This window comes from Nocardia sp. NPDC051750 (assembly GCF_044453135.1).
In the GTDB taxonomy this organism is placed as follows: domain Bacteria; phylum Actinomycetota; class Actinomycetes; order Mycobacteriales; family Mycobacteriaceae; genus Nocardia.
Map to the genome: position 1 here is coordinate 1 of NZ_JBITCK010000001.1, position 15,788 is coordinate 15,788.

The following is a 15,788-nucleotide window of genomic DNA, read 5'->3' on the forward strand; positions in this document are numbered from 1 at the left end:
CCCCGACGACCCCAACAACCCCGACACCACACCCGACCCCGACGACCCCAACAACCCCGACACCACACCCGACCCCGACGACCCCAACAACCCCGACACCACACCCGACCCCGACGACCCCAACAACCCCGACACCACACCCGACCCCGACGACCCCAACAACCCCGACACCACACCCGACCCCGACGACCCCAACAACCCCGACACCACACCCGACCCCGACGACCCCAACAACCCCGCCCCGAGCAGCCCGGAAACCGCCCGCTCCGAGGACAGCGGTGACAACAAGGGCAGTAAACGGACCGGGATCATCCTCGGTGTCGGAGCTGTGGGCGCTGCGGTTGTCGGACTCGCCTTTGCCGGTGATTCACTGTTCGAGCAGGACTCCGGTTCGGGCTCAGGCGATGAATCCGGCTCCGGCGACGGCAGCGGCACAGGTTCCGGATCAGGCACTGGCTCCGGTTCGTCCCCCAGTCCGAGCCCAGTGCCACCGAATCCGGTCACACCGACCCCGGTACCCACACCGAATCCAGTACCCACACCGAATCCGGTGCCCTATCCGAGCCCGGTGCCTACACCCAATCCGGTGCCCATACCGACCCCGAGCCCGGCGCCCACACCGAATCCCGTCCCGGCACCGAAACCGAGCCCGGTGCCTACACCAGATCCGGTACCCACACCTGATCCAGCGCCGATACCGGACACGATTCCGGGGCAGGGCGCCGGCGGCGACGCCGCCGGCAATCCTGGAGCAGGCGCCAATTCCACCGGCGGAATGGGACTCCTTCTCGGAGCAGCCGCTGCCGCCATGGCATTGGCCGGCATGGGGTCCACGCTGGGAGCTGACACCGACGACGGCGAAAGCGAATCGGACTCTCATCACGATGACGACGAACCAGCCGCCGGGCCGCATCCCGCCCCAACCCCGGATCCAGCGCCGGCACCAGGGGCAGACGAAGGCTCTGGATCCGGTACAGGCACCGCCTCCGGCACAGGCACAGGCACCGACTCCGGCACAGGCACCGGCACAGGCACCGGCACAGGCACCGACTCCGGAACGGGCACAGGCACCGACTCCGGAACGGGCACAGGCACAGGCACGGGCACGGGCACGGGCACGGGCACGGGCACGGGCACGGGCACAGGTACAGGTACAGGTACAGGCACGGGAACGGGAACGGGAACCCGGACTGATTCGGGGGCGGACAGCGACTCGAACCCCAGCGCCGGATCGGGCGCAGGCACCGGTTCAGGTTCCAGCACTGATTCGATGTCAGGCACCGGGTCGGGGTCGGACTCGGGTGCCGGCTCCGGCGTCCGTTAGGACCGCTGCGGGGCGAAGCTCTTGTCACCCCGGGACCGGACAGGACCGGTTTCGCCGCGCGGCCGGGTGAGCCGTGGGTCGCTTCGCCTCTTCGATCGGCTTTCCCGGACCATGGCCGCCGACGCGGCAGCGACACCTGCCGGATCACTCCGACCGGGTCCGCCGCCTGCCGGTTTCCGCAATCCGACATGAGAAAACCGCGGCCGGTGGCACCCTGTGGGTGACACCGGCCGCGGTGGATCGTTTCGTGGAGTGGAGCTAAGGGGAATCGAACCCCTGACCTTCTCGATGCGAACGAGACGCGCTACCAACTGCGCTATAGCCCCGTGCGGCTCGCTGAACCGCGCTGTGCCACTCTAGCAAACCGGGTCACATTCCACCGAATCGAGGCTTTGACCTGCGATTATTCCGGAACGAGGGCGGACCGGACGGCGCTGTCCGGCCCCGTTCACGCGCCGGCCGCTCGGCGGATGTCGCCGCCGCTGGCCCGGTGGCGCACCGTCCGGGCGATGGTGGCGTCATAGGCGTCCAGATGCTCGAAGGCGGGGTCTTCGTCATCCGGTTCGAGCAGCTGGGAGCGGCGGCGCAGGGCGCGGGCGGTATCGCGGTCCATCCCGGGACGAGCGGCGGGCGAAACGGCGGACTCCTCGTCCGCTGCCGGCTCGCCGCCGAGCTCGCGATCACGATCGGCCAAGCGGGCGCTGCGCCGGCGCCGGATCTCCTGTTCGATCCGCACCTGCTTGCGCAGATAACCGAGATAGGTGACCAGCGACAGCAGTGCGCCGCCGCAGCCCCACCAGAACAGCGGTCCGATGGCCACGGCGAGACCACCGCAGAGCACCGCGGCGAGGATCAGGGCGACCACGGCGCGCTGGCGGAAGGTGTAGCGCGCGGCGCGAGCGATGGCGTCGGCCTCGGGGTCGTAGCCGCCGCGACCACGCCGGGTGGGGACGAAATCGCCGTCGTCCTCGAGCGCTTCGGGCGCGGGCGCCTGCTGGGCGCGCGCCCGCACCGGGGGAATACGGGCGGGCACATTGTCCGCCGTGTCCCCGCCGACCTGTTCGGTTTCCGCGGCGGTGTCGCCGGCCGGTTCGAATTCCCTGTCGTCGCCGGTGTCCGCGCCCTCGAATTCCTCCGGGGTGACGGTGTCGTCGAAAACGCCGGCCGGATTCTCGTCGCCGGGGGTGGTGTGCGGTAACTCCTCTTCAGCCTCGGTAACGGTCTCCTCGGCTGTTGTCGTCATGCGATCCTCCGCATCGTTGCCGTGGTGACGCTTTCGGTGGGGCCGGCCGGACCGCTTCTTGCGGACATACCCACTTCCCTTGCGCCGTTTGGAATCTCCACGATGCAGTACCCGCGTAGCCAGTGCGGTGTCGGTCGTCCGGCGTATTCTCGGATGCCGGTCGGCGAGGATCGGGAACAGGACGAAGACCCACAGGACTACCAGACCGATCCACAGGATCGAGTTCGGCATCGTCGTCAGCACCTCCGTCCCGCATGGTCGTCGTCCAAGCCCACGCCATGACCGGGTTGCGTCCCGACGCCGGAGTCCTTCCCCGCGGGTACGTCTCGCAGATCCTGGTACGAGCTTTCCATCGGTGGCGCGAGGCGCACCTCCGACGTCCGTAGGTTAATTCCGAGTAGGGGTACGACACGGCAGGCGCGCCGTGCACATACGCCACATGAGTCACATTTCCACCAGCGCCGGTCCGAGCAGGCCGGTTCCCGGCGGCCTGTCAGCGCAGCGTCAACCGCCCTTCCCGGGCCAGCCGATCGATAACCCTGCCGGACAACTCTTCCGCCGTCATGGCGACCAGCAGATGATCGCGCCATGCCCCGTCCACATCGAGATATCTACGCAGCAAACCTTCTTCACGGAAACCGACATTGCGCAGCACCGCCTGACTGGCCAGGTTCTCCGGCCGCACCGTGGCCTCGACCCGGTGCAACCCCACCGGCCCGAAGCAATGGTCGAGACCCAGCGCCAGTGCCGCCGTCGCCACTCCCTGTCCGCCGAGATCCCTGGTGACCCAGTACCCGATCCATGCCGAACGCAATGCCCCGCGCACGATATTGCCGACCGTGAGCTGGCCGCTGAACGCGCCGTCGACCTCGATCACGAGCGGAATCATCACGCCGCGCCGAGCCTCGGCCTTCAGACTCGACCACAGCGGGGGCCAGTTCGACGCGTGATTACGCGCATCCCAGGAGCCGCGCCCGGTCGGCTCCCACGGTTCCAGATGGTCCTGGTCGCGCAATCGGATCCGGCTCCACGCCGCCGCGTCCCGCAACCGCACCGGCCGCAACGTCACCTCCCCGGCCGCCACGCGCACCGGTCCCAGGTGCGCGGGCCACCCGGGGTGCTGCGTAGCCCGGAATACGTTCATGGACTCCACTTCTAGCCGCGCTGCGCCAGGAACGCGACTCGAACCTTGTCACCGGTGCGAATTTCGGTGTCATCGGCCTCGACCACTATCAGGCTGTTGGCCTCCGACATCGCGGCCAGCAGATGCGATGAGGCGCCCGCGGTATTGCCCAGCGCCTGCACCAGGTACTCACCGGTCGCCTCGTCGCGCATCAGCTGGGCTCGCAGATAGCCTTTACGTCCGGCCATCGACTGGATCGGGGTTATCGTTCGCGCGCGTACGATCCGGCGCATCGGCTGCCGCCTGCCCAGCGCGATCCGGATCAGCGGCCGCACCATGACTTCGAAAACCACCAGGGCGCCCACCGGATTGGACGGCAGCAGGAAGGTCGGCACCTCGTCCCGGCCGAGCCGGCCGAACCCCTGCACCGAACCCGGATGCATGGCGACCCGAGCGATCTCCAGCTCACCGAGCCCGGCCAAGGCCTCACACACTTGATCGGAGGCCCAGCCGCCCACAGCGCCGGCGATCACCACGACCTCCGCCCGCACCAACTGGCCCTCGACCACATCGCGCAGCCGGCGCGGATCGGCGTCGACGATACCGACCCGGTTCACATCCGCGCCGGCATCGCGCGCGGCGGCGGCCAGCGCGTAGGAGTTCACGTCGTAGACCTGCCCGGGCCCGGGGGTCCGATCGATATCCACGAGTTCCTCCCCGATGGAGATCACCGACAACCGCGGCCGCGGATGCACCAGCACTTTGTCCTGCCCCACCGCGGCCAGCAACCCCACCTGGGCGGGCCCGATGATCGTGCCGGCCCGCACCGCGACATCGCCCGGCTGCACATCGTCACCGGCGCGGCGCACATAGTCGCCGGAACGCACCGGTTCGTAGACCTTGAGGCGGCCGCGGCCACCGTCGGTGAAGTCCAACGGCAGAACGGCGTCCGCGAGAGTCGGCAGGGGCGCTCCGGTCACCACTCGCACCGTCTGCCGCGGCTGCAGCCGGATCGGCTGGCGGGATCCGGCGAGTACCTCACCGACCACCGGCAGCGTCAGATCGACGAGATCGCCGTCCTCGTCGCGGATATCGGCGCCCGCGGACGCGACATCGACACTGCGCACGGCGTATCCGTCGATCGCGGCCTGGTCGAAACCGGGCAGCGGCCGTTCGGTCACCACGTCCTCCGCGCACAACAGCCCGTGCGCCTCGGATATCGCGACCCGTACCGGCCGCGGCGCGACGGCCGCGGCCGTCACCTTGATCTGCTGATCCTCGACAGAGCGCATCCAGCCCTTCCCGATGTCCTCGCCGGAACAGGCGATCTCATTCGTCCACGGTGAGTTGCGGGTCCCAGTCCGGACTCAGCCGGTGCTGGAGCCACTCGCGTAGCGCGGGACCGTATTCGTCACGCTCCAACGCGAAATCCACCGCAGCACGAAGATAGCCGCCCGGGTTACCCAGATCGTGGCGCGACCCACGGTGGACAACCACATGCACCGGATGTCCTTCGTCGATGAGCAGCGAAATCGCGTCGGTCAGTTGTAGTTCCCCACCGGCCCCGGGGCCGATCCGCCGCAGCGCGTCGAAGATCGCGCGATCGAGCAGGTACCGTCCGGCCGCCGTATAGGTCGACGGGGCTTCCTCCCGGCTCGGTTTTTCGATCATTCCCTTGACCCGGAGCACATTCGGATTGACCGCATCGGGAACCGGTGCCACATCGAAAACACCGTAGGCACTCACCTGGTCTTCGGGTACGTCGATGGCGCAGAGCACGGAACCGCCGCGTTTGCGCCGGACCCGGTTCATCACATCCAGCACCCCGCAGGGCAGGACCAGATCATCGGGCAGCAGAACAGCAATGGCTTCCTCATCGGGATCGAGCACCGCTTCGGCCTGCGCCACCGCATGACCGAGCCCCAGTGGCTCCTCCTGGACGACGGAGGTCACATCGAGCAGCCCCTGTGCCTTGCGCACCTTCTCCAGGAGCGCGAACTTCCCGCGCTCGACCAGAGTGCTCTCGAGCACCAGATCTTCGACGAAATGAGCGACCACACCATCCTTGCCGGGGGAGGTCACGATCACCAGCCGCTGGGCCCCGGATTCGGCCGCCTCGCTGGCCACGAGTTCGATACCGGGGGTATCGACCACCGGCAGCAGCTCTTTGGGCACTGTCTTGGTGGCAGGCAGGAATCGGGTCCCGAGTCCGGCCGCGGGTACTACGGCTGTCCGGAAGTCCGGTCCCGACGGATGGACGCCCCCGGTACCCTGTTCTGCGGCCTCTGCTGTCATATACACACCCTATCCACCGATACCTCCGTTCAAACTGTGCTGCGTCTTCGACGTGGCTGTGTTATCGCGCGGCCCCGGGGTCACGGCGGCCGCCTTCCGAAGCAGACGCACCGACGAGTGGGCGGGCCTATGGTTGTCGCCGTGCGGGTTCCCGAGGAGATCGATAAGCAGGCCTGGCGGGCGATGATCCGTGGCCGGCGCGCGCAGGTGCCGGACTCCGTGCGCGCCGCGGAGGCGGCGGCGCTGGCCGAGACGGCCGGGCGGCTGGATCCCGCCGAGTGGGTGTGCGCCTACGTGCCGGTACGCGAGGAACCGGGGTCCGCGGCGATCGCGGAGGCGCTGCTGGCAACGGGCAGCCGGGTGCTGTTGCCGGTGACCCGGGAGCCCGGTCCGCTGTATTGGGGCGAGTTCACCGGTACGGAAACATTGCGGCCGGCACGTTACGGACTGCTCGAACCGGCCGGTCCGGTGTTATCGCCGGAAGCGGTCACGTCTGCCCAGTTGATCCTGGTCCCGGCGCTGGCGGTGGACCGGCGCGGGGTGCGTCTGGGCCAGGGCGCGGGATACTACGACCGGACGCTCGGCCTCGCCGATCCCGCCGCACGTGTGATGGTGGTGGTGCGCGACGACGAGGTGGTCGAGTGGCTTCCCGAGGAGCCGCACGATATCCGCATGCGGTGGGTGCTCACGCCCGGCGGCGGACCGGCTCCGCTGGATGTCGCGTCGTCCTGAGGCCGGACGTGTTCTCGGGCACATCGGTGGCCCCAGGGGAATCACTCCGCGATTGGCACTGTTGGCACTGTGGCCTGTAGAGTGCTAATTCTCGAATACCGCGGAGGACCCAGTGCCAACCTATTCATACGCGTGCACCCAGTGCGACAACCGCTTCGATATCGTTCAGTCCTTTACCGATGATGCACTCACGGTCTGCTCGGAGTGCTCCGGGGCGCTGCGCAAGCTGTTCAACTCGGTGGGCATCGTCTTCAAGGGCAGCGGTTTCTACCGGACCGACAGCCGCAGCGGCTCGTCGACCGCCAGCGAGCCGGCGAAATCGGACAGCTCGAGCTCGTCCGGGTCTTCGTCGGCGTCGTCTTCGTCGTCTTCGTCCGGTTCGGACAGCGGCTCGTCCGGCACCTCCTCGGCGCCCGCCGCCGCCGCCAGCTGAACGGGTAGCCCGGTAACGCGGTCGGGCAGCTGTCCGACCGCCTGATTCATCCACAGCCCGCGGGTTGTCCACAGTTGCCCACAGCGCCGAGTTCGGCCGGATTCGGCGCCATACGCTCAGCTCATGAGTCGCATTCGCTCGCGCCCCGGCGTGAACGCCGAGGGCCGGCTGGGTACCGGGGACACCTGGCGCGAAGCATTCGAGAACCGGCCGCCCTGGGCCGACGCAGTACTGTTCCGGCGCATTCTGGCCGGCTTGTGCGCCCTGGCGGCCGCAGTCCTGTTCCTCCGCGAGGATCCCGAACGCGTCCGTATCTCCGTCGTCGTCGCCGCCCGTGACCTCGCGCCCGGTCACCTGCTGGAGCCGGCGGATCTACGGCTCACTCAGCTCCCGCCGGGTGCCGCGCCCGACGGCGCCGCTCGTGATCCCGCCGCACTCGCCGGTGCGGTACTCACCGCCGCCCTCCGGTCCGGCGAAGTACTCACCGATGTGCGGACCGTGGGTCCCCGGCTGGCCGAGGTCGCGACCGGCACCGCGAACTCCCGGATCGTGCCGATCCGGCTGGCCGATACCGCCATCACCGAGATTCTGCGCGCCGGCGACCGAGTGGACGTCGTCGCCGCCGACACCACCGATCCGGCCCGCGCCACGACCCTGGCCACCGATGCCGCGGTGGTGCTGGTTTCCGGATCGCCCGGCGAGCCCACCGCGGGCCCGACCGAGCGAGTGGTGCTGGTCGCGCTGGATGCGCACCGGGCGGCGGCCGTCGCCGCGGCCTCACTGAGCAGCGCGCTCACCGTGATCTTCCACTGACGGCGAGGGGCCTGCCGCGCGGATGCGCGACAGGCCCTCAGAAGTATCCGGACCCGGCCGGGAACGGGCTGCCCGGCCGAATCAACGGGAGGAGGCGTATCAGCCGAGGCTGAACGGCTGGCCCCACAGCGTCACGACGGACATGACGTTGTCGGTCTCGACCTTGACCTTGACGAAGGACCGCGCCTGCGCGTAGCCGCCGCAGCCGCTCAGGCCGATGGTGGTGTCGGACCAGGTGACCGAACCGCTGTTGCCCTTGAACTTGTTGTTGGTCGAGTGATCCTCGTTGCCGTAGTCGTCCGGCTTCTCGATATCGAGGACGTAGAAGGCCTTGGCCTGGCCGGGGCCGAGGGTCAGGTCGCCGCCGACCTCACCGCTGGGGCTGACCTCGCCGGACTCGCCGTCGATATCCGCGCTGGCACCGGCTTCGCCGCCGCCACCGTCGATGTTGACCTGGCAGCCCACGACATAGCCGGGGTAGATCTTGCCGCCCACGTCCTCGCCGCCGCCGGAGATCTCGACCTGCGCGCTACCGGAGGCCCACGCATTGCGGTGGACCGGGGTGGCGCCCATGGACGGGCTGATGTTGGCGGACTCGCCGACCATACGGACCGTGACCACGGTGCCGTCGGAGAGCGTCTTGACGATTTCGCCGCCGGGCAGCGGGATGAAGGTATCGGCATTGGCGGCGCCGGTGGAGAACAGGCCCAGCACGACCGACGCGGCCGCACCGACGCCGGCGAGGCGCGCCAGATTCTTACGGTTGAACATGTGTATATGCCCCTCTGGGGTTGAATTCGCTACAGCGAGAGAGTTGTGGTGGGTGAATTCGACCGGTACCGGCGCGTCAGCCGATGCTGAACGGCTGCCCGTAGAGGGTGGTCTTCGAGTAGTGGTCACCGATGATCTCGACCACGGTGTAGGCCCGGGCCTGCGCATAGCCGGCGCAACCCTGGATCTCCATCTCCACGTCCTGGTACTCGACGGAGTAGACACCGGGCTTCTCGATGTCCTTGTAGTCGATCTGGACGAACTTGACCTCACCCGGGCCGAGCTCCAGGCCGATCGAGCCGCCGACGCTGCCGCCACCGACCTCGAGGCCACCGGACACGCCGAGGCCGATCGCGTCGTCGGCGATGCTCACCTGGCAGCCGACGATGTAGCCGGTGTTGATCTGCGAAGCGCCGTGGGTCGAGGAGTTGTTGGTGCCGTCCTCGCCGGTCGGGCCGTTGTTCGGACCGGCTTCACCCTCGGGCGTCACCGAGACGTCGGCGGCGGCGTTACCCGAGACCCATACGGTCCGGCCCGCACCGTTGGCAGCCATGGACGGCGAGACGAGCGCGCTCTCGTGGGTGCGGGTGATCTTGACGCCGGGGCCCAGTTTTTCACCGTCCGGCAGCGGTACAAAGGTGTCCGCGCTGGCGGCACCGGTGGAGAACAGACCCATGGCCACAGCAGCGACGGCGCCCACGCCCAGGGCGCGCGCGCCGTAGCGCAGACCGGTGGTGCGGTTCTTGCTCATATTTCCCCTCATCAAGGTTTACAGCGACACCCGACTTCGCAGCGAACGAGGCCGGGGCGGCCCAAGAACAGGCTCCATAGAGCTTGGGCGACGGCTGTAGCCACTAGATGAACCCGAAACCACACAACCGGTGAACACTTGGCTGCCGTGCCACCGACTCGGTGTGGCTTCAGAGTGATTCCCAGGTAACGAGAAGGTGACGGGTGCTGGGAAAACGCAGCCCTAACACCGGATATCCCGGATTGCGGAAATATGAGACAGGCCCGCCGCTGGTGCGGCGGGCCTGTATCCGTGCCAGTATGACAGTTTGATCTTCGATCAGCCCAGGCTGAACGGCTGGCCCCACAGGGTCACATAGCTGATCACATTCTCGGTTTCCACCTCGACGCTGATGAAGGACCGCGCCTGGGCGTAGCCGCCGCAACCGTTCAGGCCGATGGTCTGATCGGACCAGGTCACCGAACCACTGTTGCCGTCGAAGCCGTTGTTGGTCGAGTGGTCTTCGCTGCCGTAATCGTCGGCCTTCTCGATATCGAGCACGTAGAACGACTTCGCCTGGCCGGGGCCGACGGTCAGGTTGCCGCCGGTTTCGGCGCTCGGGCTCACGGCGCCTTCGGAATCGACGTCGGCACTGGCACCGCCCTCGGCGCCGCCGCCGGCGATGTTGACCTGGCAACCTACGACATACCCGGGGTAGATCTTGCCGCCCACATCCTCGCCACCGGCGATTTCGACCTGCGCGCTACCGGAAACCCACGCGTTGCGGTGCACCGGGGTGGCGCCCATGGACGGGCTGATGTTGGCGGATTCGCCGACCATCCGCACGGTCACCACCGTGCCGTCGGACAGCGTCTTGACGAGTTCGCCGCCGGGCAGCGGGATGAAGGTATCGGCATTGGCCGCTCCGGTCGAGAACAGACCCGCGGCGATGGTGGCGGCGGCGCCGACGCCGGCGAGGCGCGCCAGTTTCTTTCGGTTGATCATGGTTGGACCCTTCGAGGGGAGAGCTCGCGGATTACGCGAGATGAGATTCGTTTCGATACGACGTGGACAGATCCGCGGCTCAGCCGACGCTGAACGGCTGGCCGTACAGGGTCGTCTTCGAGTAGTGGTCACCGATGATCTCGACCACCGTGTACGACCGCGCCTGCGCGTAACCCGCGCAACCCTGGATCTCGATCTCGGCGTCCTGGTACTCGATCGAGTACCGGCCCGGCTTCTCGATGTCCTTGTAGTCGATCTGCACGAACTTGACCTCACCCGGGCCCAGCTCCACACCGACGGAACCGCCGACGCTACCGCCGTCGAGGCTCAGGCCGAGCGACCCGCCCAGGCCGATGGCCTCGTCACCGATGCTCACCTGGCAGCCGACGATATAGCCGGTGTTGATCTGCGAAGCGCCGTGGGTCGAGGAGTTGTTGGTGCCGTCCGCACCGGTCGGACCGTTGTTCGGGCCCGCTTCACCTTCGGGCGTGACCGTGACGTCGGCCGCGGCGTTACCCGAGACCCAGACGACCCGGCCCGCGCCGTTGGCCGCCATGGACGGCGAAATGACAGCGTGCTCACCGGTGCGGGTGATGGTCACCCCGGGGCCGGCTTTCTGGCCGTCCGGTAGCGGCACGAAGGTATCGGCACTGGCAGCGCCCACCGACAGCAAGCCTACGGCGACAGCGGCCGCGGCACCGACTCCCGCGATCCTGACACCTTTACGTACACCGTCGGTGCGGTTCTCGCTCATATTTCCCCTCATCATCTTCGGACAAACAGCAGGCCTTCGAGCTCGGACACACCGCTCTCCGGCTCCGACCAGTGTTTCGCTCGTTTGTTACCTGCAGGTGACTCGTTGTTATTTCGATGCAACACCACAAATCAGACATTGCACGCGAATGCGACCGACGGACCCCGAATCACCGGCCCGCCGGACCGCCTTTGCGGCGGCCGACGCACCGAGGTTAAACGGTCAATAACAGATTGGACAAAGTTTGTTTTCGCTATACATTGATGTGATCTATTTCACATTCACCCATGCGCAACGGAGCATCCGCAGGCCACAGCCCGTACCAGATGATCGGTGCATGCAGGTCGATACGGAAGAATTCCGTAAATAGACCGCCGCGAAAACCAGCGGAAGCAATAAATGAGCACCAGCCGGACCCGCGAGACGAGAAATCTCGATGAGCCGAGCACTGGACAATTCCGGCACCCCCCGCACCGTTACCCCCTCGAGATAGCGCATTAACGCCGTATTCAAACGGAAAAACGTTCGGCGCCAACACGATTGCGGATCAGTCCGCACCACCGTGATGCGGCGGCACCTGTGCCCGCAGCCAATCGTCGCCGTCGCGGTCCGGCGCCGAACCGTCATCCCACTCATCGCGTGTGGTACTCGGCAGCACCTCGCCGAAGACCCGGTCCACACGTGCGAGGTCCCCCGCCCGGCGTCGTGCCCGGCGGGGGACCTCCGGGGTCTCACCCTCACTCATACCACTGGCCTCGGCTCACTCCAGTAGGCCGGACAGCTCGCCGATGACGCGGCTCGCCAACGGACCCAGCGTCGCCATACCGTCGCGGACGGCTGCCCTGGTCCCCGGCAGGTTCACCACCAGGGTGCTGCCGGAAATACCGGCCAGCCCGCGGGAGAGCCCGGCATCCAGCGAACCCGCCACCCGGCCGGACGCCCGCAACGCCTCACTGATGCCGGGCAGATCACGGTCGAGCACCTCGGCCGTGGCCTCCGGCGTGACATCACGCGGCGACATCCCCGTGCCACCCACCGAGATCACCAGATCGACACCACCGATGACCGCGGTGTTCAAGGCGTTCCGGATCGCCACCTCATCGGCCTCCACCGACACGGACGCATCGACCAGGAACCCCGCCTCGGTGAGCAGTTCGGTGACCAACGGCCCGAGCGAATCCTCACCGCCGTGCGCGGTTCGATCGTCGACGACCACCACCAGTGCGCGCCCCGCCACAGGAGCATCGATTTCCATACCGCTCACCGTAGCGCCGACCTCCGACCCTATTTGGCCGCCCCCGGTCACCAGCTGCATCACCTTGCTCCTTCCACCGCGGCGGCGGCGAGAGTCACCTCGACAGTCTCGGAGTTGCCGCCCTGTCCATCCGTATACGTCACTTTCACTTTGTCGCCGGGCTGCTTCGACCGCACCGCGGCGACCAGCGCGTCACCGGAATCGATCGTGCGGTCGTCGAGCGTGGTCACGATCGAACCCGGCGGAATGCCGGCCTGCGCCGCCGGGCCGTTCGGTGTGACATCGAGAATCCGCGCCCCGTGCACGGATTCGTCGCGCTGCACCGTCATCCCGATCTGAGCGTACGTGGCGTGCCCGGTTTTGATCAGCTCATCGGCGACACGTCGGGCCTGATCCACCGGAATCGCGAAACCCAGCCCGATCGAACCGCTCTGCTGGCCCGCCGCCCCCGACGAGCCCAGGCTGGCGATCGCGGTGTTGATACCGATCAGCCGCCCCTGGCCGTCGACCAGGGCGCCACCGGAATTCCCAGGGTTGATCGCGGCATCGGTCTGGATCGCGTCGATCACCGGATTCGGGACGGTGGGATCACTGCCACCCTCACCGGTGGTGGACACCGGCCGGTTGAGAGCCGAAACGATTCCGGTGGTCACAGTACCGGCCAGGCCCAGCGGCGAACCGACGGCGACCACCGGCTGACCGACCTGCAAACCGGCCGAATTGCCCAGCTCGATCGGCTTCAGATCCGTTTTCCCGCGAGCCTGGATCACTGCCAGATCCGAAACCGGATCGGCACCCACCAGGGTGGCCGGGGCGGTACTGCCGTCGGCGAAGGTCACCTGCATATCCCCGGCGGCTCCGCCTCCGGCCGCCACATGGTTGTTGGTCAAGATCAGTCCGTCCGAGGACAGCACCACCCCGGACCCCTCCCCCTGTCCCCGATTGCTGGCCACCTCGATCATCACGACGGCCGGAGTGACCTCCTGAGCGACCGCCTGTACCGAACCTGCGGGCGCGTTGGCGGCATCCTGGATCTCCGGTGCCGGGGCATCCAGCGCGTTGGTCACCGCCGGACCGTCCCCCGAATCGGTCACCAGCGCCCCCACTACACCGCCGATACCACCGCTCACCAGTGCGAGCGCGATCCCGCCCGCCACCAGTCCGGTGCGCAGCGTACTCTTCCGCGGCGCCGGCGGGGGGCCCGCGGCGAAGAACTGGCCGGTATCGCCGCCCGGTGGCACTCCACCGGGCGGCCCCCCGTACGGATAGCCCACCGCGGTATAGGACGCCGTATCGCCGGGCTGTCCGCCCGGAAACGGCTGCCCGCCCGGGTACGGCGGAACGCCGGCCTGCGCGGGGGGCGGCACAGCACCGGGCTGGGACGGGGGCATCGAGGGCGGCACCGGTCCGTCTTCCGGCCGGTCCGGACGATTGGTGGAATCCTCGGTCATAGTCTCTCTATTCTGCTCATTTTCCCTGTCCAGGGTGCAGGTGACTACTGAGAACGCACTGAGATTGCGCTGTGTTTTTGGCGCGCTGGCGCGCGCGGGGTTTTGGCCCCCTTGGGCCCTGCGGTCAGCTCTCGAGACTCGCGGCTGCGCCGCATGCGCTTCGAGGGCTGACCGCAGGGCCGGGCCAAAACCTCCAGGGGCCTCGCTGAACTCGGCACCGCCGCTGGGCGCGTCGGATTGGTTCGGGGTTATCAGACCTTCGCGGGCCTCGTCAGTATCTCGGCACCGCCGGGCACTTGAGGCAATATGCGGACCCGTGAGTTTTGCCGCTCATTGCACGCCGAGGCTCGATATTACTGCCGGTATTCCTCCGGGGGCGGGTTCTCGCCGGGCAGAACAATGCGGATCAGGGCGCCGCCGCGGTCGGAGGTGTCGATCGCGATCGTTCCACCGTGTTTGGTGACAACCTGTTTCACAATTGCCAGGCCCAGACCGGAACCGGGCATAGAGCGGGACACCGTGGTGCGATAGAAACGTTCGAATACGAGTTCTCGCTCAGCGGGCGGAATTCCCGGGCCGGCATCGTCGACCGATAACTCGAGCAGGCCGCGCCCGGTCTCGGCCATCCGCACCCGGACCCGTTCACCGGGCGGGTTCCATTTCGCCGCATTGTCGAGCACATTGAGGATCGCGCGTTCCAGGGCCGCGTCGTGGCCGTAGACGAACCAGGGCCGCAGTTCGGCGTCGAAGGCGACGGCGCCGCGCCGGCGGACCCGCTCCAGCGCACGTTCGGTGACCTCGCCGAGGTCGACGCGCTCGTAAACCGTTTCCGGGGCGTCCTCGCGAGCCAGGTCCACCAGATCACCGACCAGGTTCGACAGTTCCTCGATCTGCGCCACCACGTCCGAGCGCAGTTCCGCCATATCCTCCTCGGGGATGGCCGGCGCGTCGGGGCGGCTCGAGGCGATGAGCAGTTCCGTGTTGGTGCGCAATGAGGTCAGCGGGGTACGCAGTTCGTGGCCGGCGTCGGCGACCAGCCGCCGCTGCCGGTCCCGGGATTCGGCCAGCGCCCGGAGCATGGTGTTGAAACTTTCGGTCAGCCGGGCGAGTTCGTCGTCGCCGGTCACCGGGATCGGAGTCAGATCGTCGGTGCGGGCGATCCGCTCGGTCGCCGCGGTGAGACGGGCGATCGGGCGCAGACCGGTGCGGCCGACCGTGGTTCCGGCGCCCGCCGCGAGGACCACGCCGCAGGCGCCGACCGCGAACAGCAGCCACGCCAGCCGGTCGAGGACCTCGCGGGTGGGTTCCAGGCGTTGCGAGATGACCAGGGTGACCCCGGAATCCATCCGCTCGGCGAGCACCCGCTGACTGTTGTAGGTGCGCAGCGAGGAGTCGCGCTTGCCCTGCGCCACCGCGACCTCCTCGGTACCGATGGGCGGTGTGGTCGGCTGCGGTGGCAGATAGACGGGGATACTCGCCGGCTTCTCCAACTCCGACGGCGCGACCGGATAGATCAGGGCGACACCGATATCGTTGGAGAACAGGGTCGCGACGCCGAGTGACTGGAACGCCATATTGTCGATATCGCCACTGATCATGGTGGCCGCGCGGGCGTGCAGCTGGGCGTCGACCTGACCGTAGAGGGCCCGGGCGACCATGGCGTACGCGGCGATCGAGGTGATCGCCACGAAGATCGCCACGAGAGAGGCGGCCAGCAGGGTGACCCGCCACCGCAGGGAAACGGTGCGCGTCAGCGGAGTCGGCGGGCGCATCGGCGCGGGTTCGTCCGGCCAGGGCCCGCCGAGTGTCGCGACCGTGTGCTTCTTTGCCGCCGAACGAGGAGTACGTGCCATATCCGC

At 67.9% G+C, this 15,788-nt stretch carries 15 protein-coding genes and 1 tRNA gene; 3 read left to right on the plus strand and 13 right to left on the minus strand.

Annotation, left to right across the window (positions count from 1 at the left end):
- Positions 1-1,577: 1,577 nt before the first annotated feature.
- From ACIA75_RS00005 to ACIA75_RS00025, 5 genes are all read right to left on the minus strand, one after another.
- A tRNA-Ala gene (locus ACIA75_RS00005) sits at positions 1,578-1,650 on the minus strand.
- A gap of 122 nt (positions 1,651-1,772) precedes the next feature.
- Complete coding sequence (glpR, locus tag ACIA75_RS00010) at positions 1,773-2,798, minus strand: gephyrin-like molybdotransferase receptor GlpR (RefSeq protein ID WP_397098163.1); 1,026 nt, start codon at positions 2,796-2,798, stop codon at positions 1,773-1,775.
- A gap of 262 nt (positions 2,799-3,060) precedes the next feature.
- Entirely contained in the window at positions 3,061-3,711 is a 651-nt protein-coding gene (locus tag ACIA75_RS00015; RefSeq protein ID WP_397098165.1) for a GNAT family N-acetyltransferase, read from the minus strand.
- Between the two features lie 11 nt (positions 3,712-3,722).
- Positions 3,723-4,982 (minus strand): gephyrin-like molybdotransferase Glp, encoded by a 1,260-nt coding sequence (gene glp, locus ACIA75_RS00020; protein ID WP_397098167.1) that lies wholly within the window; start codon positions 4,980-4,982, stop codon positions 3,723-3,725.
- 37 nt (positions 4,983-5,019) lie between these two features.
- Complete coding sequence (locus ACIA75_RS00025; RefSeq protein WP_397098169.1) at positions 5,020-5,985, minus strand: UTP--glucose-1-phosphate uridylyltransferase; 966 nt, start codon at positions 5,983-5,985, stop codon at positions 5,020-5,022.
- Between the two features lie 129 nt (positions 5,986-6,114).
- Between ACIA75_RS00025 and ACIA75_RS00030 the strand changes: the two genes are divergently transcribed.
- The 3 genes from ACIA75_RS00030 (at position 6,115) to ACIA75_RS00040 (ending at position 7,963) form a co-directional block, all read left to right on the plus strand.
- Positions 6,115-6,717 carry a 5-formyltetrahydrofolate cyclo-ligase gene (locus tag ACIA75_RS00030; protein WP_397098171.1) on the plus strand — a complete coding sequence of 201 codons (603 nt, stop codon included), beginning with the start codon at positions 6,115-6,117 and terminating at the stop codon, positions 6,715-6,717.
- A 112-nt stretch (positions 6,718-6,829) separates the two neighbouring features.
- Entirely contained in the window at positions 6,830-7,150 is a 321-nt protein-coding gene (locus tag ACIA75_RS00035; protein ID WP_397098173.1) for an FmdB family zinc ribbon protein, read from the plus strand.
- Positions 7,151-7,273: 123 nt separating this feature from the next.
- Positions 7,274-7,963 carry an SAF domain-containing protein gene (locus ACIA75_RS00040; protein ID WP_397098175.1) on the plus strand — a complete coding sequence of 230 codons (690 nt, stop codon included), beginning with the start codon at positions 7,274-7,276 and terminating at the stop codon, positions 7,961-7,963.
- Between the two features lie 99 nt (positions 7,964-8,062).
- Here the strand turns inward: ACIA75_RS00040 and ACIA75_RS00045 are convergent, their stop codons facing one another.
- From ACIA75_RS00045 to ACIA75_RS00080, 8 genes are all read right to left on the minus strand, one after another.
- Positions 8,063-8,734, minus strand: coding sequence for an MspA family porin (locus tag ACIA75_RS00045; RefSeq protein WP_397098177.1), 672 nt, complete (start codon positions 8,732-8,734; stop codon positions 8,063-8,065).
- Positions 8,735-8,810: 76 nt separating this feature from the next.
- A complete protein-coding gene (locus tag ACIA75_RS00050) occupies positions 8,811-9,485 on the minus strand; it encodes an MspA family porin (RefSeq protein ID WP_397098179.1) in 675 nt (224 codons plus the stop codon).
- Positions 9,486-9,803: 318 nt separating this feature from the next.
- A complete protein-coding gene (locus ACIA75_RS00055) occupies positions 9,804-10,469 on the minus strand; it encodes an MspA family porin (RefSeq protein ID WP_397098181.1) in 666 nt (221 codons plus the stop codon).
- Between the two features lie 79 nt (positions 10,470-10,548).
- Complete coding sequence (locus ACIA75_RS00060) at positions 10,549-11,223, minus strand: MspA family porin (RefSeq protein WP_397098183.1); 675 nt, start codon at positions 11,221-11,223, stop codon at positions 10,549-10,551.
- A gap of 547 nt (positions 11,224-11,770) precedes the next feature.
- Positions 11,771-11,968: a hypothetical protein gene (locus tag ACIA75_RS00065; protein WP_397098185.1), complete on the minus strand. Its 198-nt coding sequence runs from the start codon at positions 11,966-11,968 to the stop codon at positions 11,771-11,773.
- A gap of 15 nt (positions 11,969-11,983) precedes the next feature.
- Entirely contained in the window at positions 11,984-12,538 is a 555-nt protein-coding gene (locus tag ACIA75_RS00070; protein ID WP_397098187.1) for a molybdenum cofactor biosynthesis protein B, read from the minus strand.
- Entirely contained in the window at positions 12,538-13,929 is a 1,392-nt protein-coding gene (locus tag ACIA75_RS00075) for a S1C family serine protease (protein WP_397098189.1), read from the minus strand. The genes ACIA75_RS00070 and ACIA75_RS00075 overlap by 1 nt, the downstream gene beginning before the upstream one ends.
- 353 nt (positions 13,930-14,282) lie before the next feature.
- Positions 14,283-15,782: an ATP-binding protein gene (locus ACIA75_RS00080; RefSeq protein ID WP_397098192.1), complete on the minus strand. Its 1,500-nt coding sequence runs from the start codon at positions 15,780-15,782 to the stop codon at positions 14,283-14,285.
- Positions 15,783-15,788: the final 6 nt, after the last annotated feature.